Source organism: Pseudomonas petrae, assembly GCF_021728295.1.
Classification (GTDB): domain Bacteria; phylum Pseudomonadota; class Gammaproteobacteria; order Pseudomonadales; family Pseudomonadaceae; genus Aquipseudomonas; species Aquipseudomonas petrae.
The window spans coordinates 33,236-57,840 of the sequence record NZ_JAKJXE010000021.1; the positions used below are offsets into that span (position 1 = coordinate 33,236).

17 protein-coding genes and 2 pseudogenes are annotated in these 24,605 nt (G+C 57.6%); 11 read left to right on the forward strand and 8 right to left on the reverse strand.

The genetic code is table 11. From position 1 onward, the window contains the following. The first annotated feature begins 364 nt into the window (after window positions 1–364). Complete coding sequence (hrpA, locus tag L4G42_RS24755; protein WP_237260012.1) at window positions 365–4,276, forward strand: ATP-dependent RNA helicase HrpA; 3,912 nt, start codon at window positions 365–367, stop codon at window positions 4,274–4,276. Between the two features lie 408 nt (window positions 4,277–4,684). Continuing rightward, window positions 4,685–5,806, forward strand: a complete 1,122-nt coding sequence (locus L4G42_RS24760) for a beta-ketoacyl-ACP synthase III (protein ID WP_237254434.1) — start codon at window positions 4,685–4,687, stop codon at window positions 5,804–5,806. 268 nt (window positions 5,807–6,074) lie between these two features. Here L4G42_RS24760 and L4G42_RS24765 read toward each other — a convergent pair whose 3' ends face one another. Next, the gene (locus tag L4G42_RS24765) at window positions 6,075–7,394 is read right to left on the reverse strand and encodes a putative porin (RefSeq protein WP_237254433.1); all 1,320 of its coding nucleotides are present in this window, start codon (window positions 7,392–7,394) and stop codon (window positions 6,075–6,077) included. Between the two features lie 292 nt (window positions 7,395–7,686). On the opposite strand from L4G42_RS24765, the gene L4G42_RS24770 reads away from it, so the two are divergent. Further along, window positions 7,687–8,814, forward strand: a complete 1,128-nt coding sequence (locus tag L4G42_RS24770) for a GNAT family N-acetyltransferase (RefSeq protein WP_237254432.1) — start codon at window positions 7,687–7,689, stop codon at window positions 8,812–8,814. A gap of 297 nt (window positions 8,815–9,111) precedes the next feature. On the opposite strand, the gene L4G42_RS24775 is transcribed toward L4G42_RS24770, so the two are convergent. The 3 genes from L4G42_RS24775 to L4G42_RS24785 form a co-directional block, all read right to left on the reverse strand. Next, complete coding sequence (locus L4G42_RS24775) at window positions 9,112–10,944, reverse strand: ABC transporter ATP-binding protein (protein ID WP_237254437.1); 1,833 nt, start codon at window positions 10,942–10,944, stop codon at window positions 9,112–9,114. Window positions 10,945–11,133: 189 nt separating this feature from the next. After that, window positions 11,134–11,691: a peptidylprolyl isomerase gene (locus L4G42_RS24780; protein ID WP_237254431.1), complete on the reverse strand. Its 558-nt coding sequence runs from the start codon at window positions 11,689–11,691 to the stop codon at window positions 11,134–11,136. A gap of 511 nt (window positions 11,692–12,202) precedes the next feature. Further along, window positions 12,203–13,129 carry a LysR family transcriptional regulator gene (locus L4G42_RS24785; RefSeq protein ID WP_237254430.1) on the reverse strand — a complete coding sequence of 309 codons (927 nt, stop codon included), beginning with the start codon at window positions 13,127–13,129 and terminating at the stop codon, window positions 12,203–12,205. 50 nt (window positions 13,130–13,179) lie between these two features. Between L4G42_RS24785 and L4G42_RS24790 the strand changes: the two genes are divergently transcribed. The 3 genes from L4G42_RS24790 to L4G42_RS24800 all read left to right on the forward strand — a co-directional run bounded on the left by L4G42_RS24790 (window position 13,180) and on the right by L4G42_RS24800 (window position 15,140). Further along, window positions 13,180–13,494, forward strand: a complete 315-nt coding sequence (locus L4G42_RS24790; protein ID WP_065992674.1) for a 3-phosphoglycerate kinase — start codon at window positions 13,180–13,182, stop codon at window positions 13,492–13,494. Between the two features lie 390 nt (window positions 13,495–13,884). Further along, window positions 13,885–14,751: a carboxylate/amino acid/amine transporter gene (locus L4G42_RS24795; protein ID WP_237254429.1), complete on the forward strand. Its 867-nt coding sequence runs from the start codon at window positions 13,885–13,887 to the stop codon at window positions 14,749–14,751. A 152-nt stretch (window positions 14,752–14,903) separates the two neighbouring features. Then, complete coding sequence (locus tag L4G42_RS24800; RefSeq protein WP_237254428.1) at window positions 14,904–15,140, forward strand: hypothetical protein; 237 nt, start codon at window positions 14,904–14,906, stop codon at window positions 15,138–15,140. A 70-nt stretch (window positions 15,141–15,210) separates the two neighbouring features. Here L4G42_RS24800 and L4G42_RS24805 read toward each other — a convergent pair. Together L4G42_RS24805 and L4G42_RS24810 are read right to left on the reverse strand one after the other, a co-directional pair. Then, window positions 15,211–15,555, reverse strand: a pseudogene (locus L4G42_RS24805) (antibiotic biosynthesis monooxygenase family protein). Beyond that, window positions 15,552–16,709: a cytochrome P450 gene (locus L4G42_RS24810; RefSeq protein WP_237254427.1), complete on the reverse strand. Its 1,158-nt coding sequence runs from the start codon at window positions 16,707–16,709 to the stop codon at window positions 15,552–15,554. The pseudogene L4G42_RS24805 and the gene L4G42_RS24810 overlap by 4 nt, the downstream one beginning before the upstream one ends. Window positions 16,710–16,784: 75 nt before the next feature. Here L4G42_RS24810 and L4G42_RS24815 point away from each other — a divergent pair, with 75 nt between their 5' ends. Beyond that, window positions 16,785–17,498: an ArsR/SmtB family transcription factor gene (locus L4G42_RS24815; protein ID WP_237254426.1), complete on the forward strand. Its 714-nt coding sequence runs from the start codon at window positions 16,785–16,787 to the stop codon at window positions 17,496–17,498. Window positions 17,499–17,511: 13 nt separating this feature from the next. Here the strand turns inward: L4G42_RS24815 and L4G42_RS24820 are convergent. Then, window positions 17,512–18,108 (reverse strand): annotated as a pseudogene (locus tag L4G42_RS24820) (mechanosensitive ion channel family protein); the annotation flags it as partial. A gap of 488 nt (window positions 18,109–18,596) precedes the next feature. Here L4G42_RS24820 and L4G42_RS24825 point away from each other — a divergent pair. The 3 genes from L4G42_RS24825 (at window position 18,597) to L4G42_RS24835 (ending at window position 21,553) form a co-directional block, all read left to right on the forward strand. Beyond that, entirely contained in the window at window positions 18,597–19,181 is a 585-nt protein-coding gene (locus L4G42_RS24825; protein WP_237254425.1) for an ABC-three component system protein, read from the forward strand. Beyond that, window positions 19,156–19,659 carry an ABC-three component system middle component 5 gene (locus L4G42_RS24830; protein ID WP_237254424.1) on the forward strand — a complete coding sequence of 168 codons (504 nt, stop codon included), beginning with the start codon at window positions 19,156–19,158 and terminating at the stop codon, window positions 19,657–19,659. Before L4G42_RS24825 ends, L4G42_RS24830 begins: the two co-directional genes overlap by 26 nt. A gap of 121 nt (window positions 19,660–19,780) precedes the next feature. After that, the gene (locus tag L4G42_RS24835; protein ID WP_237254423.1) at window positions 19,781–21,553 is read left to right on the forward strand and encodes a coiled-coil domain-containing protein; all 1,773 of its coding nucleotides are present in this window, start codon (window positions 19,781–19,783) and stop codon (window positions 21,551–21,553) included. A gap of 199 nt (window positions 21,554–21,752) precedes the next feature. On the opposite strand, the gene L4G42_RS24840 is transcribed toward L4G42_RS24835, so the two are convergent. Beyond that, window positions 21,753–23,033, reverse strand: coding sequence for a mechanosensitive ion channel family protein (locus L4G42_RS24840; protein ID WP_237254422.1), 1,281 nt, complete (start codon window positions 23,031–23,033; stop codon window positions 21,753–21,755). Between the two features lie 180 nt (window positions 23,034–23,213). Between L4G42_RS24840 and L4G42_RS24845 the strand changes: the two genes are divergently transcribed. After that, a complete protein-coding gene (locus tag L4G42_RS24845; protein ID WP_237254421.1) occupies window positions 23,214–24,566 on the forward strand; it encodes a DEAD/DEAH box helicase in 1,353 nt (450 codons plus the stop codon). The last annotated feature ends 39 nt before the right edge of the window (window positions 24,567–24,605 follow it).

A 24,605-nucleotide genomic window follows, 5' to 3' on the forward strand; every position in this document is an offset into this window, starting at 1 on the left:
GCAGATCACAAGCTTCCCGGCTAAAGCCGGTCCCACAGACCTACTGCGCACCCACTGTAGGACTGGCTTTAGCCGGGAAGAGGCCGGTGTGATCGCCACATATTTTACTCAATGCACGCGCTGCTCTTAGTGGGACCGGCTTTAGCCGGGAAGAGGCCCGCATGACCGCCATTAATTTTTTGGCATACACCCTCCATGTGGAAGCCGTCACCGACCTCGTGGTAGCGACCGGGGTGGCGCTTCACATTGCTCGCGAGGACTCACACCCTCCCCGTGAATGCCTTTGCGCCACAGACCTGCATCCGCCCCACCAAATCTGCGACAATCCGCGCCCTGCATTCAGATAGAAAGATTCCGCGCCCTGATGACCGACGATTCGACCTCCATCGACCCACTCTTCAAGAACCTCGACCACGCGATGATCAGCGATCGTCATCGCTTGCGCCGGCAATTGCATGAGCTGCGCAAGAAACCGGACGAGACGAAGCTGGCGCAATGGGTCGACCGCGTGCAGGCATCGTGCGCCCGTGTGCTGAGTCGCGGGCACAGCGTGCCGACCATGCGATACGACGAAAACCTGCCCATCGCCGCCAAGCGCGACGAGATCAAGAAAGCGATTCTTGAGCATCAGGTCTTGATCATTGCCGGCGAAACCGGCTCGGGTAAAACCACTCAGCTGCCGAAGATCTGCCTGGAAATCGGTCGCGGACAGCACGGCCTCATCGGCCACACCCAGCCGCGTCGAATCGCTGCACGCAGCGTCGGCAGCCGGGTCGCCGAAGAAATCGGCACGCCGCTCGGCGGGCTGGTGGGTTATCAGGTGCGCTTCGAAGATCAGAGCGACGAAAACACCCTGATCAAGCTGATGACCGACGGCATCCTGCTCGCCGAGACCCAGCACGACCGCTATCTTGAGCGCTACGACACGATCATCGTCGACGAAGCCCACGAACGCAGCCTGAACATCGACTTCCTCCTTGGCTATCTGAAAACCCTGCTGCCCCGTCGCCCGGACCTGAAAGTCATCATCACCTCGGCAACCATCGACCTCGAACGCTTCTCCGAGCATTTCGACAAGGCGCCGGTCATCGAAGTCTCGGGCCGGACCTTCCAAGTGGAGACCTGGTACCGGCCGATGACGGCCCAGCAGGACGAAGAGGGCAACAGCATCGAGGAAGACCTGACTGTCGATCAGGCGATTCTTGCCACGCTGGACGAACTGGCCGCCTTCGAGCGCAGCGAGCGCAAGTCCCCCGGCGATGTGCTGGTGTTTCTACCCGGCGAGCGGGAAATCCGTGACGCCGCTGAAATGCTGCGCAAGGCGCAACTCAAGCACACCGAAATCCTGCCGCTGTACGCACGCCTGTCGCCAGCCGAGCAGCAACGAATTTTCCAGTCTCATCCGGGCCGTCGCGTGGTACTGGCTACGAACGTCGCCGAAACCTCGCTGACCGTACCGGGCATTCGCTACGTCATCGACACCGGCACCGCGCGCATCAGCCGCTACAGCTACCGCGCCAAAGTGCAGCGGCTGCCCATCGAAGCGATTTCCCAGGCCAGCGCCAACCAGCGCAAGGGCCGTTGCGGTCGGGTCGAGCCGGGCCTGTGCGTGCGCCTGTACAGCGAAGAAGATTTCCTCTCACGGCCTGAATTCACCGATCCGGAAATCCTGCGCACCAACCTCGCGGCGGTCATTCTGCAGATGCTCCACCTGCGTTTGGGCCAGATCACTGATTTCCCGTTTATCGAGCCGCCGGACGGCAAAGCGATCAGCGACGGCTTCAACCTGTTGCAGGAGCTTTCGGCGGTCGACCGCGAGAACAACCTGACGCCGATGGGCCGGCAGCTGGCGCGCCTGCCGGTGGACCCGCGCATGGGCCGCATGTTGCTCGAAGCGGCGAAGCAAGGCAGCTTGCAGGAAGTGCTGATCGTTGCCAGCGCGATGTCGATTCAGGACCCGCGCGAGCGTCCGCCGGAGCGTCAACAGGCCGCCGATCAGGCCCACGCGCAGTGGAAAGATCAGGACTCCGACTTCGCCGGGCTGGTCAATCTGTGGCGTGGTTTCGAAGAACAGCGCCAGGCCCTGACCGCCAGTCCGCTGCGTAACTGGTGTCGGCGCAATTTCCTCAATTACCTGCGCCTGCGGGAATGGCGTGACTCCCATCGCCAACTGAGTTTGATCTGCCGCGACCTGCAACTGACGGTCAACAAAGAGCCAGCCGATTTTCCGAAATTTCACAAGGCGGTGCTATCGGGCTTGCTCAGCCAGATCGCTCAGAAGACCGAAGACGGCGACTACATGGGCGCGCGTCAGCGGCGATTCTGGGTGCATCCGTCATCGGGGCTGGGTCGCAAGCGCCCGCAATGGATCATGGCCGCCGAGCTGGTCGAAACCACCAAGCTATATGCACGCATGGTGGCGAAGATCGAACCGGACTGGATCGAGCCGCTTGCCGGGCACCTGATCAAGAAAAACCACTTCGAGCCCCATTGGGAAAAGAAGCGCGGCCAAGTCGTCGCCTTCGAACAGATCACCCTGTTCGGCCTCATCGTCGTTGGGCGTCGGCCAGTGCATTTCGGGCCGATCGATCCGGTGGTGTCCCGCGAGTTCTTCATCCGCGAAGGGTTGGTGCGTGGTGAAATCCAGTCTCGGGCCAAATGCCTCGCAGCCAACGCCAAATTGCTGGAACAGCTCGACGAACTGGAAGCGAAGGCGCGTCGCCGCGACATTCTGGCCGACGAAGAAACCCTGTTCCGCTATTACGACGAACGCTTGCCGGCGGATATTCACCAGACCGCGACGTTCGACGCCTGGTACCGGATGGAGAGCCAGAAGAACCCGCAGTTGCTGATCATGCGCGAGGAAGATGTGCTCGCCCGTGAAGCCAGCGAGGTCACGGCCAATCAGTACCCGGACACCTTGCGCCTGGGCGAACTGACCCTGTCGCTGACCTACCACTTCGAACCGAACCATCCGCGTGACGGCGTGACCCTGCGGGTGCCGGCGCCGCTGTTGTTGTCATTGCCCGCCGAGCGCCTGGAATGGCTGGTGCCGGGGCTGCTGGAAACCAAATGCGTGGCGCTGGTGCGCAATCTGCCCAAGGCGTTGCGCAAGAATTTCGTACCGGTGCCGGATTTTGTCAAAGCCGCGTTGCAGCGGATGGTCTTCGCCGAAGGCTCGTTGCCCCAGGCGTTGGGCCGTGAGTTGTTGCGCATGACCGGCGTGCGGGTGACCGACGAAGCTTGGGCCGAAGCGGCGCAGCAGGTGGAAAGCCACCTGAAAATGAACCTTGAAGTGGTCGATGCCAACGGCAAGTTCCTCGGTGAAGGCCGGGAGCTGGATGAGCTGACCGCGCGGTTCGCCGAGGCCGGACAGGCTGCATTGGCGGTGCCGCAGTCGGCGAAAGGTCAGCAACCGGTCGAAGCCAAGGGCTTCGCAAAGGTGGCCGAGAAGACTCAACAGCAGATCGCCGGGCTGTCGATGACGGTGTACCCGGCGCTGGTGGAAGAGGGCGGCGCGGTCAAGGAAGGGCGTTTCTCGACCCAGGCCGAGGCCGAATATCAGCACCGTCGAGCGCTGCAACGGTTGTTGTTGCAGCAACTGGCCGAGCCGGCCAAGTTCCTGCGCAGCAAGTTGCCCGGCCAGACCGAGCTGGCGTTGCTGTACCGCGATCTGGGTCGGGTCGATGGGTTGATCGAAGACATCCTGCTGGCGAGTCTCGACAGCTGCATCCTTGAGGGTGAAGCGACCCTGCCGCGAGACGGTGCCGGGCTGTTGTCCCTGGCCGAGCGCAAACGTGGCGGTCTGACCGAACATGCCGAGCGGCTGGCGAGGCTGACGCTGGAGATTCTCAAGCTGTGGCATGGCCTGCAAAAGCGTTTCAAGGGCAAGATCGATCTGGCCCAGGCCGTGGCGCTGAACGACATCAAGGGTCAGCTAAGCAAGCTGGTCTACCCCGGTTTCGTTCGTGAAACGCCGGCGGTGTGGCTCAAGGAACTGCCGCGTTACCTCAAGGCCATCGAAATCCGCCTTGAGAAACTCGGTAGCCAGGCGCAGAAGGACCGGGTCTGGAGCATCGAACTGGGCAATCTCTGGGCGCAGTACCAGACCCGCGCCGACAAACATGCCCAGGAAGGCAAGCGGGACCCGGAGCTTGTGGTGTATCGCTGGTGGCTGGAGGAATACCGCGTCTCGCTGTTTGCCCAGCAACTGGGCACCAAAGTGCCGATCTCGGACAAGCGCCTGAATAAGCAGTGGACCCAGGTCGAGGGCTGAAGCCCTCACGGGTCCTGCATTCAACGCAAATCCTTGATTTGATAGGGACCTATTGTAGGAGCGCGCTTGCCCGCGAATCGCGGTGAGTCAGACGACTCCTATGCCACAGACTCACCCCATTCGCGGGCAAGCGCGCTCCTACAGTGGATCCCCGGCACCCAGTGGAAGATCGTGCGGCATTTGGGGCAGGATCACTGCCCCGTTTGTATCACCCGGTAGCGCGAAATTGCGGCCGTTATGGCAAACTTCGCGGCTAAACTTCATAGCGTCATAAACATCCGTCGTCCGCCAAGCGGGTTGCTGCTTCGTTGCATTGGGACCTTCGTTCCAGATCGCTAACGTCCTCGCTTGTGCTGGCTGTTCAGCTGCTGCCGTCAATGAGCCGCTTTTATCTCGAGAGGAACGACCGTGTACGAAGTCGTGATCAGTGGCACCGGGCTTTTCACCCCCGCCAACAGTATTTCCAACGATGAGCTGGTGCAGTCTTTCAACACCTACATTGCCCAGTTCAACGCCGAAAATGCCGCCGCGATCGAAGCGGGGGAGGTTCAGGCACTGACGGAATCCAACGCGGCGTTCATCGAAAAAGCCAGCGGCATTAAAAGCCGTTATGTGATGGACAAGGACGGCATTCTCGACCCGCAGCGCATGAAGCCGCGCCTGCCCGAGCGCTCCAATGACGAATGGTCGATTCTCTGCGAGATGGGCGTTGCCGCGGCCTGGCAGGCCCTGCAGCGTGCCGGCAAGACCGCCGCTGACATCGACGGCGTGATCGTCGCCTGTTCCAACCTGCAACGCGCATACCCGGCGATCTCCATCGAAATCCAGGCGGCGCTGGGCATTCAGGGCTTCGGCTTTGACATGAACGTGGCGTGCTCCTCGGCCACGTTCGGCATTCAGACGGCGTGCAACAGCGTCAAGCTGGGCCAGGCGCGGGCGCTGTTGGTCATCAGCCCTGAGATCTGCACCGCTCACCTTAATTTCCGCGACCGTGACAGCCACTTCATTTTCGGTGATGCGGCCACGGCGGTGGTGGTCGAGCGCGCTGACCTGGCGACCTCACAGCATCAGTTCGATATCGTCGGCACCAAGCTGTTGACGACGTTCTCCAATAACATCCGCAACAACTTCGGTTTCCTCAACCGCGCGGCGGAAGAGGGCGAAGGCAAGCCGGACAAACTGTTCGTACAGGAAGGCCGCAAGGTGTTCCGCGACGTCTGCCCGATGGTCGCCGAGCTGGTGGCTGCGCACCTGGACGAGAATCAGCTGAACATCGGCGACGTGCAACGGTTCTGGCTGCATCAGGCCAACCTGAGCATGAACCACCTGATTGTGAAGAAACTGCTGGGCCGCGACGCCACCGTCGAAGAAGCTCCGGTGATCCTCGACCGCTACGCCAACACCAGCTCCGCCGGCTCCGTGATCGCGTTTCACGAGCACCAGGACGACCTGCCAAGCGGCGCGCTGGGCGTACTCAGCTCGTTCGGCGCCGGGTATTCGATTGGTAGCGTGATTTTGCGCAAGAAGTGATGCGTTTTTCCTCTGTAGGAGCGCGCTTGCCCGCGATGCAATCTGTCTGTGGCATAGGCGCTGTCTGGCACACCGCAATCGCGGGCAAGCGCGCTCCTACAAGGGATCGCGATCAGCAGAAGATTTGTGCAGCCCACAAAAAAGCCCGGCGCTGCTCTGTCGGAACGGATGATGGGGATCCGACAGGGCAACGGCGGGCATGAGGTCTGTAGCGGCTTCAAGCGGCAGGAGCACGCCGCTTGAAGCTTTTTGCTTTTAGCTCGCTTTCTTAAAACTTCGCCAGCACGTCCAGTTGGAGCGTGTTGGCATCCTGGTCACGTGGCAGCGCAGAGGTCGCGAAGTCCGCTTTGGTCAGGAAGTACGTCGCGCCGACCGCGAAGTTCTTGTCGATGTCGTAGGAAACGCTCAGCTTGTGACCGCGCGAACCGGTAGTGCCGTTGGCGAAGTCGGAGTCGGTGAAGGCACCCACCACAGCGTTACGCTGTGTATCGCGGTAGTTGTAGTCCAGACCGAAACCGAACACCTTGGTTTTCACACCCGCCAGCCATGCGGTGTCTTCGTCGCTGTTGGTGGCGCTGTTGACCACGTACTGACCGTACAGGCCGACCGGTACGGCGAAGCCGGTCAGGTCCAGCTGACCGAAGCCTTCATACAGGCGGAAGTCGGTGGTGTTGTTGCCGTTGATGCTCAAGCCACAGAACGTCGTGCTGGTGCTGGCAGCGGCCGGATTACAGTCGTTGGAGTTTTCGTAGTTGTAGACCGAACCGCCGACTGTCATTTTCACGTTGTCGGTGATGGCGATCCGCGTACCCAACTGAGCCGCGTTCAGGCGCAGGTCGTTCTTGAACTGCGTACCTTCACCGCTGATGTTGTCCTTGAGGGTGTAGGTACCGGCGCTGCCGAACAGCTCGAAGCCCTTGTTGATCGGCAGGCTGTAAGTAGCGGCCAGACCTTCAGGGTTGATGTCGTTGTCCCAGATCACGTCGCCTTCGCTGACCCATGGTTGAGCCATTTTGCCGCCGATGACGTGCAGGTTCTGGATCGCGGTCGGGTGGTAATCGATGAAGCCTTGATCCAGCCACAGGTCTTTCTTGGTGAAGTAGTCGTTCTGGTCAACGTTGGTGGAGTTGGCCTTGTTGTCGCCACCGGTGGCGATACGAATGCCGGTGCTGACTTGCGGGTTGATCTCGCTGTAAGCGCCCAGACGCACACGGATACGCTGACGGTTTTTGTCCTGGCTGTTGTTCTGGTCGTCGATCTTGACCGTCTCTTGCCGAACGCGAACGTCGCCTTTGAACTGAGTCTTCGCCGCCCATGCCACTTTCTGCTCGAAGGCAGACAGTTCGGAGGACTTGGCAGCGGTAGCGGCGGCGATCTGGTCGGACGTGGCTTTCTGGGCCTGTTGCTGAGCCAGCTGGTCTTTGGTCAGCTCGGTTTGCAGTTCGGCGTACTGAGCAGGTGAAATCGAGCCGTTGGCCTTGAGCATGTCGAGCAGTTTCGCGTCGACTGCGGCGCTGGCCGGAACGCTCATGGCCAGCAGCACACCACCACACAGGGCTGCCGCAGTTTTCGTGGAAGCAAGACGCATATCAATCTCCGTAACTGAGAAGGGATGACCGAATCATCCAGGGATCAGCCGACCAAGGGTGGGCGGGAAAAAATGGGAGTTCCTGGAGCCTCTGGCTCTAAAAACTGGCGCCAGTATTGCCAGCGTTTATGACGAAACAGTGGCGAAGTGATGTCATGTCGATGACATGAGAAAATTTCGTCGAAGCCACGGACTAGAGCGCTGTATCGAGTAAATTCACGTGCAGACCCTGTGAATAAGTGATACTGCGCAAACGTTAGCGCGACCACACGACTGGACCAGGAGTGGCGAGATGTCGTTACACCGTTTGGATAAACTGTCGGACCTTGCACCTGAACAGTGGGACGCCCTGATACCTGGCGACTCGCCGTTTCTGCGCCATGCCTTTCTCAGTTCGCTGGAAGACAGCGGCAGCCTTGGGCCGCGTTCCGGCTGGCGCGCCGAGCACTTGCTGCACTACGAGGGCAAGCAACTCATCGCTGCCCTGCCGGCTTACCGCAAGTGGCACTCTTATGGCGAATACGTGTTCGATCACGCCTGGGCGGACGCCTGCCGTCGCGCCGGTCTGGCCTATTACCCCAAGCTGCTGGTGGCCGTGCCGTTCAGTCCGGTAAGCGGGCCGCGGCTGTTGGCGAAGACCCCGGAAGATGGCCGCGAACTGCTGGCCTGCCTGCCGGGTTATGCCCAGAGCGAGGAGCTGTCCAGCGTTCACGTCAACTTCACCGACCCGGTCGCCGACGCGTTGCTTGCTGAACAACCCGGCTGGCTGCAGCGCATTGGCTGCCAGTACCACTGGCAGAACCGCGGCTATCGGGATTTTCAGGATTTTCTCGACGTCTTGAGCTCACGCAAGCGCAAGCAGATGCGCAAGGAGCGCGAGCAAGTGGCGGGGCAGGGCTTTGATTTCGACTTGCTTGAAGGGCACGAGCTGAGCGAGGCGCATTGGGATTTCGTCTACGCCTGCTATTCCAATACCTACGAAGTGCGTGGGCAAACGCCTTACCTCACGCGGGAATTCTTCAGCCTGGTCGCCGAGCGCATGCCCGAAGCGATTCGTGTGGTGCTGGCGCGTCAGGGTTCACGGCCGGTGGCCATGGCGTTCAGCCTGATTGGCGGCGACAGTTTTTACGGCCGCTACTGGGGCTGCCTGGCCGAGTTCGACCGGCTGCACTTCGAAACCTGTTTTTATCAGGGCATGGATTACGCGATCGCCCACGGCTTCAAGCGCTTCGACGCCGGCGCCCAAGGGGAGCACAAGTTGATTCGCGGCTTCGAGCCGGTCATCACCCACTCGTGGCACTACCTGGCGCACCCGGGATTGCGGGAGGCGGTAGCGGATTTTCTGACCCAGGAACGGGCGGGGATTCTGGCCTACGCCGAAGAAGCGCGCGGGGCGTTGCCGTATCGGCAGGCGGAGTGAAGATCTAGCGGGCGGCGAATCCACCTACCGATTTGAATTCAACATAGATGTGAGGTTTTGATCGAGATCAACTGTAGGAGCGCGCTTGCCCGCGATTGCGGTGGGTCAGCTAAATATCCAGTGGCTGACACTCTACGTTCGCGGGCAAGCGCGCTCCTACAAGGATTTTGTGTCGTTTATACATGCGGCGGCCGTCCTGCGGAATGCTGGCGAAGGCGATTGTTCAGCCACCACAGTGGCGAATGACAGATCGGGTTCCCCAGCAAGCCGGCTCCTACGGTTCGCGCGATGTCTTGATCAATCCACCCCGACAAACCCGCCCGTCTGATGCGCCCACAACCGTGCATACAACCCTTTGTGGGCCAGCAGCTCGGCATGGGTCCCGCTTTCAGCGATCACGCCGTTTTCCAGAACGATCAAGCGATCCATCCGCGCGATGGTCGACAGCCGGTGAGCAATCGCAATCACCGTCTTGCCCTGCATCAGCGTTTCCAGACTCTCCTGAATCGCCGCTTCCACTTCCGAATCCAGCGCTGACGTCGCTTCGTCCATGATCAGGATCGGCGCGTCCTTGAGCAGCACGCGGGTGATGGCGATGCGCTGACGCTGACCACCGGACAGCTTGACGCCGCGCTCGCCAACATGGGCATCCAGCCCGGTGCGGCCTTCGGAGTCCGTCAGCAGCGGAATGAACTCGTCGGCGCGGGCCTTGCGCATGGCTTCCCACAATTGCGCGTCGGTCGCATCCGGTTTGCCGTAAAGCAGGTTGTCGCGGATCGAGCGGTGCAACAGCGACGTGTCCTGGGTAATCATGCCGATGTGCGAACGCAGGCTTTCCTGAGCGACGTGGGAAATGTCCTGATCGTCGATCAGGATCCGCCCGCCTTGTACGTCATACAAACGAAGCAGCAGATTCACCAGGGTCGATTTACCGGCGCCCGACGGCCCGATCAAACCAATTTTCTCGCCCGCCTTGATGTCCAGGTTCAGGCCGTGGATCACGCCCTTGCCTTTGCCGTACTGGAAATTGAGGTCCTGGAATTTCACCTCGCCACGGCTGACGGCCAGCTTCGGCGCCGCGTCCCGATCGGTAATGCCCACTGGCTGCGCGATGCTTTGCAGACCGTCCTGAACCATGCCGATGTTTTCGAAGATGCCGTTGACCACCCACATGATCCAGCCGGACATGTTGACGATCCGAATCGCCAGACCGGTCGCCAGCGCAATCGCGCCCACCGAAATCAACGACTGGGTCCACAGCCACAACGCCAGGCCCGTGGTGGTGACAATCAGAATGCCGTTGAGCGTGGTGATCACGGTGTCCATTTCGGTGATCACGCGGCCTGCCAGCTGGGTCTTCTCGGTCTGCTCGCTGATGGCCTCTCGGGCGTACTGCTGCTCCGAATTGGTGTGCGCAAACAGCTTGAGCGTGGCGATGTTGGTGTAGCCATCGACGATACGGCCCATCAGTTTCGAACGCGCGTCGGAGGAAATCACCGAGCGCTCCTTGACCCGTGGCACGAAGTACCACAACGCCAGAATGAACGCGAAAATCCAGCTCAGCAGCGGAATCATCAGGCGCCAGTCAGCCTCGGCGAACAGCACCAGCGCGCTGATCGAATAGATCAGCACGTGCCACAACGCGTCCACCGACTGCACCGCCGAGTCGCGCAGCGCGTTGCCGGTCTGGACGATGCGTTGGGCGATGCGCCCGGCGAAGTCGTTCTGAAAGAAATTCAGGCTCTGCTTGAGCACGTAACTGTGGTTCTGCCAGTTGATCATGCTGGTCATGCCGGGGCTGATGGTCTGATGCACCAGCAGGTCATGCAGCGCAACGAAGATCGGGCGCAGCACCAGCGCGACGACGACCATCCACGTCAGCTCTAACGCATGTTCGCGGAAGAAATTCGGATTGGGCGTGCCCTGGGCCAGATCGATGATGCGGCTCAGGTAGCTGAACAGCGAGACTTCGATCAACGCCCCGATCAGTCCGACCACCAGCAGCGCGGCAAAGCTGGGCCACACTTGACGCAGGTAATACACGTAGAACGATGTGACGGTGTTGGGCGGGGCGGCGGTGGGGGCTTCGCGGAAGATATCGATCAGCTGTTCAAAACGGCGATAGAGCATTGGCAATGACGCCCACGCTTGAGCGGGCTCTCCTTTGAATGGGGATTGGGTGCAGCGGCTTGAGAGCGGCCCGATGGCAGTCTTCGGATCAGACCACATGAAAACGCGATTGCTCACGCTGATTCAAGTGGCCGGGTCCTTAAAATGCAAAAGCCGGGCAGGCGCCCGGCTTTTACGCTTGCGGCAAGCTTAGTTCACGCGCTTGGCCGTCTTGATCAGGATCGGGTCAAGCGGCACGTTTTGCATTCCACCTTTGTTGCCGGCTTGCGCATTGACGATCTGATCAACGACGTCCATGCCCTTGACGACTGTGCCGAACACCGCGTAGCCATAGTCACGGGCGCCGTGGTCGAGCATCGCGTTGTCCTTCACGTTGATGAAGAACTGGCTGGTGGCCGAATTCACGTCCGAGGTCCGCGCCATGGCGACGGTGCCGCGCACGTTGTGCAGGCCGTTATCGGCTTCGTTCTTGATCGGGTCGTTGGTGGGCTTCTGTTGCATCTGCGCGGTGAACCCGCCGCCCTGAGCCATGAAGCCGGGGATGACGCGGTGGAAAATGGTGTTGTTGTAGAAGTTGCTGTCAACGTACTTGAGGAAGTTCTGGGTGCTGACGGGCGCCTTGTCCTGATTCAGCTCGATTTCCACATCGCCGAAGCTGGTGGTCAGCACAACGTGAGGCGCCGGAGCGGCCATCAAATGACCGGCGAACAACACGGCAGCGGCGGAGAGGGCGATTTTCTTCAGCATGGTCAGAGTCCTGAAATTGATGTCGACTGCGAAAAAACAGGACGTAAGGGAAGCACGTTTGCGGGCATTTGGACAGTGGGGGTGTGGCGAGGCGTGTTCTCGTGGGACCGGCTTCAGCCGGGAAGGGGCCGGATGGAGCGTCATCAAATTTGCGGTGTGACGCCTGACGCATTCCCGGCTAAAGCCAGTCCTACAGGGTAATGCGGTGCATTCGTAGGACCGGCTTCAGCCGGGAAGGGGCCAGCGTGAGCACCATTAAACTTGCGGTGCTACGCCTGACGCGTTCCCGGCTAAAGCCAGTCCTACAGGGTAATGCGGTGCATTCGTAGGACCGGCTTCAGCCGGGAAGGGGCCAGCATGAACACCATTAAATTTGCGGTGTAACGCCTGACGCTTTCCCGGCTAAAGCCGGTCCTACAAGTGCACGCGTTGTTCTCGTGGGACCGGCTTCAGCCGGGAAGGGGCCAGTTTGAGCAGCATCAATCCAAAGGCGTACCAGTTGACGCGTTCTTCACAGCATCTGCTGCGGCCCCGGGAAGGGCACATCCAGCGGCGCGGTGTCGAAGCTCTGAATCAGCTCGATCAGGATCTGCGTCGCTGGCCCGAGCGGTTTGTCCTTGCTTGAGTAAAGATAAAACGTCGGGTGCCGGCTGCCGCCTTTGTCCAGTGGCAGAATCTTCAGCACGCCCTCGTTGATTTCCCGCTCGATGACGTGGCGCGGCAACCAGGCAAACCCCAAGCCGCTGCTGACGAACGCAGCCGCCGTGGCGAGACTGCCAACCGTCCAGCGCTGTTCGGCGCCGAGCCAGCCGACGTCGCGCGGTTGATTGCGCCCGGAGTCACGAATCACCACCTGCAACTGGCTTTCCAGGTCCTGGAAATTCAGCTCACGTTGCAACTGATGCAACGCGTGCCCGGGGTGGGCCACGGCGACGAACTCGACCTTGCTCATCTCATTACCCAAATAGCCCGGAATGCTGAAGCCGCTGATGGCGAGATCGGCTACACCTTCCAGCAACACTTCCTCCACGCCCGACAGCACTTCCTCACGCAGCCGCACCCGACATCCGCGGCTCTGCGGCATAAAGGCTGTCAGCGCCCGCACCAGTCGCGCGTTCGGGTACGCGGCGTCGACGACCACACGCACCTCGGCCTCCCAGCCCTGTTCCATGTGGTGGGCCAGATCTTCCAGCTGGCTGGCGTTCTTCACCAGTTGCCGCGAGCGCCGCAACAAGACTTCACCCGCCTCGGTCAGCACGGCTTTGCGGCCGTCAATGCGCAACAGCGGAACGCCGAGCTGGTCCTGCATCCTGGCGACGGTATAGCTGACCGACGACTGCGAACGGTGCAACGCTTCAGCGGCCTGAGCAAAACCGCCATGGTCGACAACGGCTTGCAGCGTGCGCCATTGATCAAGGGTCACGCGGGGCGCTTTCATCTCTCGCTCCTGTTGTCCTAAGCTGGCGGTCCCTGAATGGAGACTGCCCCATGAAAAGAATCTGTTGTGTGCTGCTGGCGATGTTGCCGCTGAGCGCGTTCGCCTACCCGATTGACGTCGAGAAAGACATCAAGGGCGTGCAGGTCGACTACAACAGTCATGACGTCGCCTACGACATCGGCAACATCACCCTGAATAACTTTGGCGACGTTCCCGCCAAGTGCAGCGTGGTCTTTCGCAACGGGCCGGAAGCCCCGCGCACGCGCCGGGTCCAGGTCGCGCCGAAGAGCAGCACCGAAGTCACCGCGAAATTCACCCGCGACATCGTTAAGCTGCGCATCTCCCTGAGTTGCGAGCCTCTGTAACCCACGCAGCGGGGTCGACGGAGCGTACTTCGGCTTCGTCGATAAAACAAATTCTTAGATGGGTTCGGGGCAATAGTCCGCTTCTTTGATCGAGACGTCCGCCGCTGACATGCCGAGGGGATGGGCGTTCGAATGCTGGAGCGACATCCGACCTGACCCCTTAATCGCCTGTTAATCCCGCCGCCTGATGATGCTCGCGTTCATCGACACTCCATTGGCACTCGTTCGCTCCTGAGTGCATTGCCCGATCGACCCGCAGGACTGCGCCGGGTTGATCGGGTTTTTTCTTTCCGGGCCCGGGATCGCCGCTAACGGTGGTCCAGCCGACCTGTTCAATAGACACGCCATGGCCAACCGGCTAAGGTCGCCGCCTTCAAAAAAGGGGCGACCATGGGCTATCTACTTTTCGTGACGCTGATTCAGGCGTTCTCCTTCAGCCTGATTGGCGTTTATCTGGCCGGGCACGTCGACAGCTATTTTGCCGTGCTGCTTCGGGTGGTGCTGGCCGGTTTGGTCTTCATCCCGCTGACGCGCTGGCGTCGGGTCGAGCCGCCATTCATGCGCGGTATGCTGCTGATCGGCGCGTTGCAATTCGGCGTCACCTACGTCTGCCTGTACCTGAGCTTCCGCGTGCTGACGGTCCCCGAAGTGCTGCTGTTCACCATCCTGACGCCGCTCCACGTCACGCTGATCGAAGACGCTCTCAACCGGCGCTTCAATCCGTGGGGCCTAATGGCGGCCATGGTCGCGGTGCTCGGCGCCGTGATCATTCGTTACGACCGGGTTGATCCGAATTTCCTCGGCGGCTTCCTTCTGTTGCAGGTGGCGAATTTCACCTACGCAGCGGGGCAGGTGCTCTACAAACACCTGGTCGCCCGCTACCCCAGTGATCTGCCGCACTACCGTCGCTTCGGCTATTTCTACCTCGGCGCCCTGGCTGTGGCGTTGCCCGCGTTTCTGCTGTTCGGCAACGCGCAGCATCTCCCGGATGCGCCTCAGCAATGGGTGGTGTTGCTGTTCCTCGGCCTGTGTTCCACCGCGCTTGGCATGTACTGGTGGAACAAAGGCGCTTGCCTGGTCAACGGCGCCACGTTGGCGGTAATGAACAACCTGCATGTGCCGGTGGGGCTGCTGATCAATCTGTTGATCTGGGGGCAGAACGAGGACCTGGGCAAGCTGTTTTTGGGCGGGCTGGTGATTGTTTCATCGGTGTGGATCAGTCGGCGCGGTCTTGTTCAACGACGAACCATTCTCTGAAACAGCCGGGTTAGACGCCCGCGTTAACGACATCAGCGATGGTGATGTTAAGTATCTTCATGCTTGGTTTTTCATGTTGGGATCAACCGAATAGATTGGCCCCAACGAAACGACTTAACCAACTTACCAGCAACTACGCGGAGATCTACATCATGAAAAAGTCCATCGCCTTCGGTTTCGCATTGTCCATCCTGGCTGCCGGTTCTGCATTCGCCAGCCCAGAGCACATCAACCAACGCGCCATCGTCGATGCTTCCAGCGCTACCGTTCTGGACAGCAAAGTCGCCAGCAAAGAGGCGGTCAAGCCTTTCGCCACTCAGACTTCCGGCACCGTCACCGTTGCTGAAAACCGCAAAGAGTTCGGTTCGAGCTACCAGCGTTATCAGTAAGTCTTTGGGTGTAATAAGACCCACAATAAAAGCCCGGCAGATGCCGGGCTTTTTGTTGTTTTAAGTTATTTTATTCATGAGCGCGTCTGCTATCGCCCGGCGCTTGAGCACGATTCTCCAGACTGTAATCTCGCACCACTTCAGCAATGCGCAGGTGGTAATCATTGAATACTTGCCTACGCCCCGTAAGTTGCGCGGCACGATGCAACTCAAGGCCGCGCTACCGTTTAATGGCGTCCTCATCACGCCAAAATGACAGCGACAGAACTTTTCCTGGCTCACTGAGGCTCTGATAACGCTCTACTGAAATGAACCCATCCAAACCTTCCAGCAATGGCTTCAGTTCAGCCGCAAGATCAAGATACCGCTGGTATTGCTCCTCATGTGGCCACGCTTCAAAAATAACGGCGATCATTGTTGAGTCTCCCGGCTGCGATGGAAATAAGGAATCCGAGCATTAAGCGAGGGCAAGTAGCGCCATTGATTAGCGCGGACAGCGGCGTTGGGCTGTCTACGCAACAGTTCTGAAACCGCTTCAGAGGCAATACGCAAGGCGAGTTGCTGGCCTGGGCATTCGTGTCTGCCTGAGCCAAAGCTGAATATTCGACGGTGTGGCCGTGTGAGCAAAAAGTTGTCGGGATCCGGGTTTGCGCAAGGATCCCTGTTCGCTGAAGCCAGTAACAAAAGAACCGTATCCCCGGCCTTCAGGACGCAGCCTTCGATAACACACTGCTCGGCAACGAACCGCCGGGTGTTTTGTATGGGGGAGTCGTGGCGCGCCGCCTCGGCTACCCACTCTGCAACGCGCGCCGGTTGTTCAGGGGTTTCAAACAGGTCGGGGTTACGATGAATTGCTATGAGGGTGTTGCCGATCAAGCCTGCGGTGGCTTCGCAGGTCTGTGATAACAGGCCGATCAGATTAGCGATCAATGCGTCTCGGTCTCTCCAGGCCGTCACGTCACATTCCCTCAACACGTGGCTCATGAAGCGACTTCTTTCATTCTCGCCAAGCAGCAACTCTGCGAACAGTTGACTCAACCGAGTCGCTCCGGCATCGGCCTCATCCAGCTTGGTCTTGTCGCTTAAGGGGGAAAGACAGCCCACGAAATTCTGGGTCAGGGTCACTACTTCACGTAACTGGGTGAAAGGAACGCCCATCAAGGTTGCTATGACGGATAAGGGCAACGTCCACATCAATTCATTGAGGGCGTCGACCGGGGCATGGAGGGACTCGAACACCTGCGACACAATTTCTGCGATGTTTTCGTCATGCACAGAAGCCAAAGCGGGCGCGATGGCCATTCTTGGACACTGGTGTTCAGCTCCCTCGTTCATGCGCATGAGACGACCGAAAATACGCCCCGCGGCGCCCTGTGCAATGGCGAGAGGAACCGGCTCATCAAGAGGACGGACTCGACAGTTCGAATGTTCCAGAATGGCCTCTACGGCACTGGCATCACTGGCGATCCACAGGCGTAGATCTGCATCGAACAACAGCCCCTTTCGTTGCCTTAAACCAGCGTAATAAATATAAGGGTCGGCATGGCTGGCTGCTTCAAACGGCGTCATTTCTGAAAGTCCTGTTCACAAAGAACGGCTAATATCCGGCACTGCGCACGTTAACGATTCGTTCAGGAACGAAATATGGACTCCCCAGGCAATGACACCGCCATTTCAAGGGTCGCCGGCGCAATCGCCGAACCAGCAAGGACGAAGATGCTCTGTTCGTTGATGGATGGGCATGCACGTACAAGCACAGAAATGGCTGTCATCGGCGACGTAAGTGCCTCTACTGCAAGCGCGCATTTGGCAAGGCTCAAAGAGGACGGGCTGCTGAAGCTGCACACGCAGGGCAGGCATCGGTATTACAGTCTGGCGGACGCAGATGTGGCCAGAGCGATTGAGGCCCTTATGGTGATCAGTCAGAAGCCGGACACCCGGTTCGTCCCGAATACCCCGGGTCGACTGCAAATCGCACGAACCTGTTATGACCACATGGCGGGTTCATTGGCCGTAAAACTGCACGATCGTTTCCTCGAGTCAGGCTGGCTGACCATGTCAGCCCCTGACGATGGTAATTATCAACTCACTGTCAGCGGCGAAAAAGCGATGGCCGACCTGGGGCTTGATGTGGAGACAGTCAGGGCGCAGCGACGTCGCTTCGCCTGCTCATGCCTGGATTGGAGCATGCGCCGCCCGCATCTCGCCGGAGCACTGGGTGCTGCCTTCCTGCACATAGCGACCAGCCGCAAATGGGTTATTCAGGACCTCGACAGTAGGGCGCTGGCGTTGACGCCCAACGGAAGGAAAGAGTTCTCCGCTCGATTCGGGGTCAGCACTGAAAACGATGCGCCATAGCTGCACTTTTGCGTTAAAGGCTGCCCGGTTGCTGCAGACTTTGATTCGACGACATCTTCTCCAACCCAATCCGTAAATCAGCCCCGCTCGGCTGTTGATAAACCCCCAGCCCGAACTCCGGCAGCACCGCCAGCAGGTAATCGAAGATATCCCCCTGAATCCGCTCGTAGTCCCCCCAACTGGTGGTGCGGGTGAAACAGTAGATTTCCAGCGGAACACCTTGGGCCGTGGCTTCCATCTGGCGGACCGTGCAGGTCATGTCCGGGTGAATGTCGGCGTGGCTTTTCAAATACGCCAGGGCGTAGGCGCGGAACGTGCCGATGTTGGTGATGCGACGGCGATTGGCTGACATTTCGGCGACATTGCCCTGCGCTTCGTTCCACGCCTTGAGCTCGGCTTTCTTGCGGCCCATGTAGTCGGTCAGAAGCCGAACCTGGGTCAGCTTCTGTTCTTCTTCATCGGAGACGAACCGCACACCGCTGGCGTCGATGAACAGGCTGCGCTTGATCCTGCGTCCCCCGGATTGCTGCATCCCTCGCCAGTTCTTGAACGACTCGGACATCAACCGCCAGGTCGGGATGGAGACGATGGTCTTGTTGAAATTCTGTATTTGTGGGTTAGTACTCGTGACCGCAGGCCGTGCTACAAAGGCCACAATCAGGAGTATGGCTCTCAGTCCTCCTGGCAAGACTTCAAGCAATCCACGCTTTGCCGCGTCCTTTAGCCAAGACGGCAGACGCTGAGCGAAAGAACTGACCGTAACCGCCGCGTATAGACGCGCTTTCGTATGCTCCACTTACCGGGGTAAGACCTTAGTGGTGTAGACGCCCTGATGGCCATCAGCTACTCTCCGGTACAAGCCCGTAGGGCATAGGATCATCGGCTTTCTCATTTGACGTAGGTTGGTAATGGAATATCTCTCGCACATTTTGACTTTTGTCGCAGGTTTGGGCGCTGGCTGGACACTGAAATTAGCGATAAGCAACCGCACTTCTCGTAAATCGAGAAGTACATTTACCTCTCAGAAAGGTAACAGCGCTGGCAGGGACTTGGCTGGTGGTGACATAGTTAACAAAAATAAAAGAGTGTAGTTGGCTCTTGTCTATCAACCAGTCAAATAACACCTCTGGTCGAGATATTGCCGGGGGAAGTATATATAACACCGACGTTAATATAATAACGTCGGAGTCGATACAGGAACTGGCTATTCTTTACGCCAAGCTCAAACTCGACGGGGTTGGCGAGTTGTCAGGCAACACGTTCTCCCAAAAACTACAGCATTATATGTCTATGCCTACAGATGGCGATGTCCGTGGGCTTGAAGAAAAGTTACGTGATAGTGGGCGGCTGGATATGCTGCATTTTGCGATGGGGGAAAAGGAGCGCGCTTACAAATTGGTGATGAGATACCAGTCGTCACGAAGCGCCCAGCGCGTATACACTATTCTTCTTGATGAGTTACATACTATATATATGCTGACTGTCACTCCAGTTATTGAAGGTGGAGGCGACAGATTAGCGATTGATTCTAGCATCAGTAGAGCGCTGCAGGCCGTTAAGTCAATGTTGGGCGAGAACTTTATGGAGTTTACGGTAAAAGATCTGCTTGGTTTGCTTTTCTTTTTGGCAGGGAATTGCCACATACGGTGGGATAAAAATGCTGATCTATCATCCGGCGTTTGATGCGTATCATTGTGTGTTTCGGATGATGGCATTGATGGGCTTAATCCCAGATCTTGAGGTGGATAAGGCTCGTCTTTTAGATTTTTATTTGGCATTTCCCTCTGCGATAAATGATATAAGGCTCCCCTCTACGCTTGCGCATGGAAGGCGTTTGGCGAAAAGTTTATCTAATACGTATCGCGATCCACTGAATCCCAAGGCTGCTTTCAGAGATATGAGTCAAATTCAATTGGCGGCTCTGAGGAATATTGCCGCACTAGGATTGATTGATTTGAATGGTTTTGAGCAAGGTTTTGTTAAGCGAATTAACTCGGTCGCGATTCCTGAGAGTTTAGGCGAGAACCTTTCTATTTATTTGACTGCGCAAGCAGAGATTTTAAAGTTTCTTTCAAATGGTCTCGCCCAGATTCCTTTGCGTGGGCTCGATGGTTTGAAACATCGGACAGCGCTGTTAGAGTATAGATATGACACTCCTTAAGCCAACTCTTAGAGTAGCACGGCTTGTTGTTCTTCAAGGCGGGCATCGAGCATTTGACTGTGCATTTCATTTGGGGGTTAACGTTCTACGAGGGCGTAATACCTCTGGGAAAACGACCGTCATGGATATGCTCGCGTATTCGCTAGGTGCTGAGAATATTCGTTGGAAACCGCATGCGTTGAAATGCTCGAATGTAATGGTGGAGGTTGAATTAAATGGCGAACCTGCAACATTTCTCAGGGAAATCAGCCAAGATGCTCAGCGTCCATTATCTATATTCTGGGGGAGAATGGATGGTGCCCTGTCAGCGGGTCCGAGTCAGTGGGACAGATTCCCCTTTAAACGCTCTGAACAGAAAATAAGCTTCTCTCAGGCTATCTTTGGTGCGTTGGATTTGCCTCAAGCCCAAGGACAAGGGGCAGCAAACTTAACAATGCATCAGCTGCTCCGTGTGCTTTATGCGGATCAACCATCGGTCCATAGTCCAATTTTCCGAATGGATAATTTCGATAGCGCTCTTACTAGAGAAACGATCGGTGGCTATCTTTCTGGAGTATATGACGACCAACTTTATACTGCTCAACTGCGTGTCAGAGAGCTTAACAAGGCCTTAGATAAGAAAATTTCTGAGTTGAGAGGAATATTTAGAGTGTTAGGCCAGTCTGGCCAGACGCCTGATATTGAAGCATCTCGAAATATTATCCAAGAGTTGGAGCAGCAAAGAGCCCAGTTGACTGATTATATTGATCAGTTAAAGGTCAGCAGGACCTTGTCACGGAAGGAGTCAAATGAGGCTGGCAAGAAAGCTGATAACCTAAGGGCGCGCCTTAGCTCCGCCAAAAGATACGAATCGGTCTTGAAGGATTCTATTGCTGCGATCAATTTAGATATTTCTGACTCCAAGCTTTTCATAGAAGAGCTAACTTATAGGCTTCAAAGTCTTGATGAGTCTAAAGCCACTCGTGATTATCTTGGGGATATGTCGTTTCAGTTTTGTCCAGGTTGCCTTTCTGAATTAAAGACCGAATCGATAGAGCATTCTTGTCAGTTATGCAAGTCGCCTATTGAAAGTGGCGCTGACGGTCAGTTGCTTCGTATGCGAAATGAGCTGAGTATTCAACTCAAAGAGTCTAAACTGTTGTTGGCACTTAAAGAGGAAGAAGTGCTGAGTTTGAGTAAGGACTTACCTTCAGCTACTCAAGAAGTTAAAAGATTAGAAAAAGAATATAAGTCCGCGTCCTCTAACTGGTCTTCAGATATAGAGACAGTTCTCGAAAGCACTGGTCGACGTTTGGGCGTGCTTGATCAGGAGATTCAACAGGCATATGAGAAGCAGAAGCTTTTTTCTGTTATCCAAGAGTTGCAAAAGCAACGTGATGATTTAGCTAGAGAACTCACTGAGCTAGAAAGTACAATAGAGTCACTTGAAGCTGGTCAGCAGTCCCGAAAAGTCGACGTCGCAAGGGTTCTTGAAAAGAACATGATCAGGCTGCTCAAGCAAGATCTCCCATTACAGCCTGAGTTCGTTGATGCTCAGGTGGTGAAGTACGATTTTGAAGAAAATTCGGTATATGTAAATGGCTCACGAAACTTTTCAGAAAGCTCAACGGTAGTTCTTCGACATATTTTTCATTTGGCACTGTTGTCCACGAGTATGGAACTAGACTACATGCGCGTTCCACACTTTTTGATGCTAGATGGTATCGATGATGGCGGTATGGAACAAAACCGCAGTCATAATTTACAAGAAATAATTGTAAGAGAGTGCGGTGCTTATAAGTTTGACTATCAGGTTATATTCGCGACGTCTGAAATTCAGGCCGATATTGAAAAGACAAATATGGTTGTTTCTCGCCCGTTTACTCCGGTTTCTCGCTCTCTAGATGTAAGATAGTCCCCCCAAAACTCAAGCTCCCTATTTTGTTGTGCTGAGGCATTGCAGTGTCAAGCCCAAAGATTCTTGGCTAGCTTCTAGGAAGCGTATATGGCATCACGAGTCCCTAGCTGCTAGTTTTCCTGAATACCCTAGCCGCCCCGTGGGCGAAAGTACGCCATCCTTATTATTTCTCTGACACCGCTTTTTGTAGGTCAAGTTAGGAATTAGACTGGACATATGTCGCGGTCGTGGCCGCCAACCCAATCCGTAAATCCGCCCCACTCGGCTGTTGATAAACCACCAGCCCGAACTCCGGCAGCACGGCCAGCAGGTAGTCAAAAATATCCCCCTGAATGCGCTCGTAGTCACCCCAGCTCGTGGTGCGGGTGAAGCAGTAGATTTCCAGGGGCACACCCTGCGCCGTGGTTTCCATTTGGCGGACCATGCAGGTCATGTCCGGGTGAATGTCGGCGTGGCTTTTCAGGTACGCGAGCGCGTAGGCGCGGAACGTGCCGATGTTGGTAATGCGACGGCGATTGGCCGACATTTCGGCGACGTTGCCCTGCGCCTCGTTCCACGCCTTGAGCTCGGCTTTCTTGCGGCCCATGTAGTCGGTCAGCAGTCGAACCTGGGTCAGCTTCTGTTCTTCTTCATCGGAGACGAACCGCACGCCGCTGGCATCGATGAACAGGCTGCGCTTGATCCTGCGTCCCCCGGATTGCTGCATGCCGCGCCAGTTCTTGAACGATTCGGACATCAGGCGCCAGGTCGGGATCGAGACGATGGTCTTGTCGAAATTCTGCACCTTCACTGTGTGCAGGGTGATGTCCACCACGTCGCCATCGGCACCCACCTGTGGCATTTCGATCCAGTCGCCCACGCGCAGCATATCGTTGCTGGTCAGCTGCACGCTGGCAACGAAGGACAGCAGGGTGTCTTTGTAGACGAGCAGAATCACCGCCGACATCGCGCCGAGCCCAGAAAGCAGTAATAACGGCGATCGATCGATCAATGTGGCGACGATGATGATCCCGGCGAACACGTACAGGATCATTTTCGTCAGCTGCACATAGCCCTTGATCGAACGCGTGCGGGCGTGTTCGGTGCGCGCATAGATATCCAGCAACGCGTTGAGCAGCGCGCCGACGGTGAGCATGAGAAAGAGGATGGTGAACGCCAGCGCGATGTTGCCGAGCAAGTGATTGGCGGCAGTGCTGAGGTTCGGGACCAGGTTTAGCCCAAATTGAATCACCACCGAGGGCGTGACCTGGGCCAGCCGGTGGAAGACTTTGTTGTGCAGAAAATCGTTGAGCCAGAACAGCGCCGGCTGGCGGCTCAGCGCTTTCATGGCGTAGAGGATCACCCATCGCGTCAGCCGTCCTAGCACGAAGGCGGCGATCAGCAGTAACAGCAAGCCGGTGATCGTGCGCAGCATTGGCTGGTTTTCCAGCAGCGTCCAGATTTCCTGGGCGCGTAGCCAAAGCGAATGGGTGTCCATGGGCGCTGGATCTCCTGATCAAAAATGGGGGGCGCGATTAGAGCATTGTTGGGAAAGGGAAGGCAGCTTGCGCTAAATCCGGTAACAAAATAGGCCCTTTGAGCTAAAGAGGCTCGGCGAATCGGGCTTAAACCGGTACCCTATGCGACTGTTTTTTTGTATTACGCCGAGGTAACACCCGTGTTCTCCCAATTCGCCCTGCACGAACGCCTGCTAAAAGCCGTGGCCGAACTCAATTTCGTCGAGCCTACGCCTGTGCAAACAGCGGCCATTCCGCTGGCGCTGGAAGGACACGATCTACGGGTGACGGCGCAGACCGGCAGTGGCAAGACTGCCGCGTTCGTATTACCGATGCTCAATCGCCTGATGGGCCCGGCCAAGGTTCGCGTCGACATCCGCGCCGTGATCCTGCTGCCGACCCGCGAGCTGGCCCAGCAGACGCTCAAGGAAGTGGAGCGTTTCTCCCAGTTCACGTTCATCAAGGCCGGCCTGATCACCGGCGGCGAAGACTTCAAGGTCCAGGCCGCGATGCTGCGCAAGGTGCCGGACATCCTGATCGGTACGCCGGGCCGTCTGCTCGAGCAACTCAACGCAGGCAACCTCGACCTCAAGCACGTTGAACTGCTGGTCCTCGACGAAGCAGACCGCATGCTCGACATGGGTTTTGCCGAAGACGTCGAGCGTTTGGCTGGCGAGTGCGCCAATCGTCAGCAGACCATGCTGTTCTCGGCCACCACCGGTGGTTCGGGTCTGCGCGAAATGATCGGCAAAGTCCTGAAAGACCCGCAGCACCTGCAGGTCAACAGTGTCAGCGAACTGGCTCCGGGCACCCGTCAGCAGATCATCACCGCCGACCACAACGTGCACAAAGAGCAGGTCCTCAACTGGCTGCTGGCCAACGAGACCTACCAGAAAGCAATCATCTTCACCAACACGCGCGCCATGGCCGACCGTATTTATGGTCGCCTTGTAGCGCTCGAATACAAGGCATTCGTGCTGCACGGCGATAAGGACCAGAAGGATCGCAAGCTGGCGATCGATCGTCTGAAGCAGGGCGGCGTGAAGATCCTGGTGGCGACCGATGTCGCGGCCCGTGGTCTGGACGTCGACGGCCTGGACATGGTCATCAACTTCGATATGCCGCGCACCGGTGATGACTACGTTCACCGCATTGGCCGCACCGGCCGTGCGGGTGGCGAAGGCCTGGCGATCTCGCTGATCACCCACGGTGACTGGAACCTGATGTCCAGCATCGAGCGTTACCTGAAGCAGAAGTTCGAGCGCCGCACGATCAAGGAAGTCAAAGGTACCTACACCGGGCCGAAGAAGGTCAAGGCGTCGGGCAAGGCTGTCGGCGTGAAGAAGAAAAAAACCGATGGCAAAGGTGACAAGAAGGGCGACAAAAAGAAAGCCGTCGCCAAGGGCCCGACCAAGCGCAAATCGGTAAACCGTCCGAAGGCCGAGCCTTTGGTCAGCCAGGACGGGATGGCGCCGCTGAAAAAGCGCGTCACGCGTCCGCCAGTCGCCGAATAAGCCTCTTCTGCCTCCCGGCCAGCCCGCTGAACGGCTGGC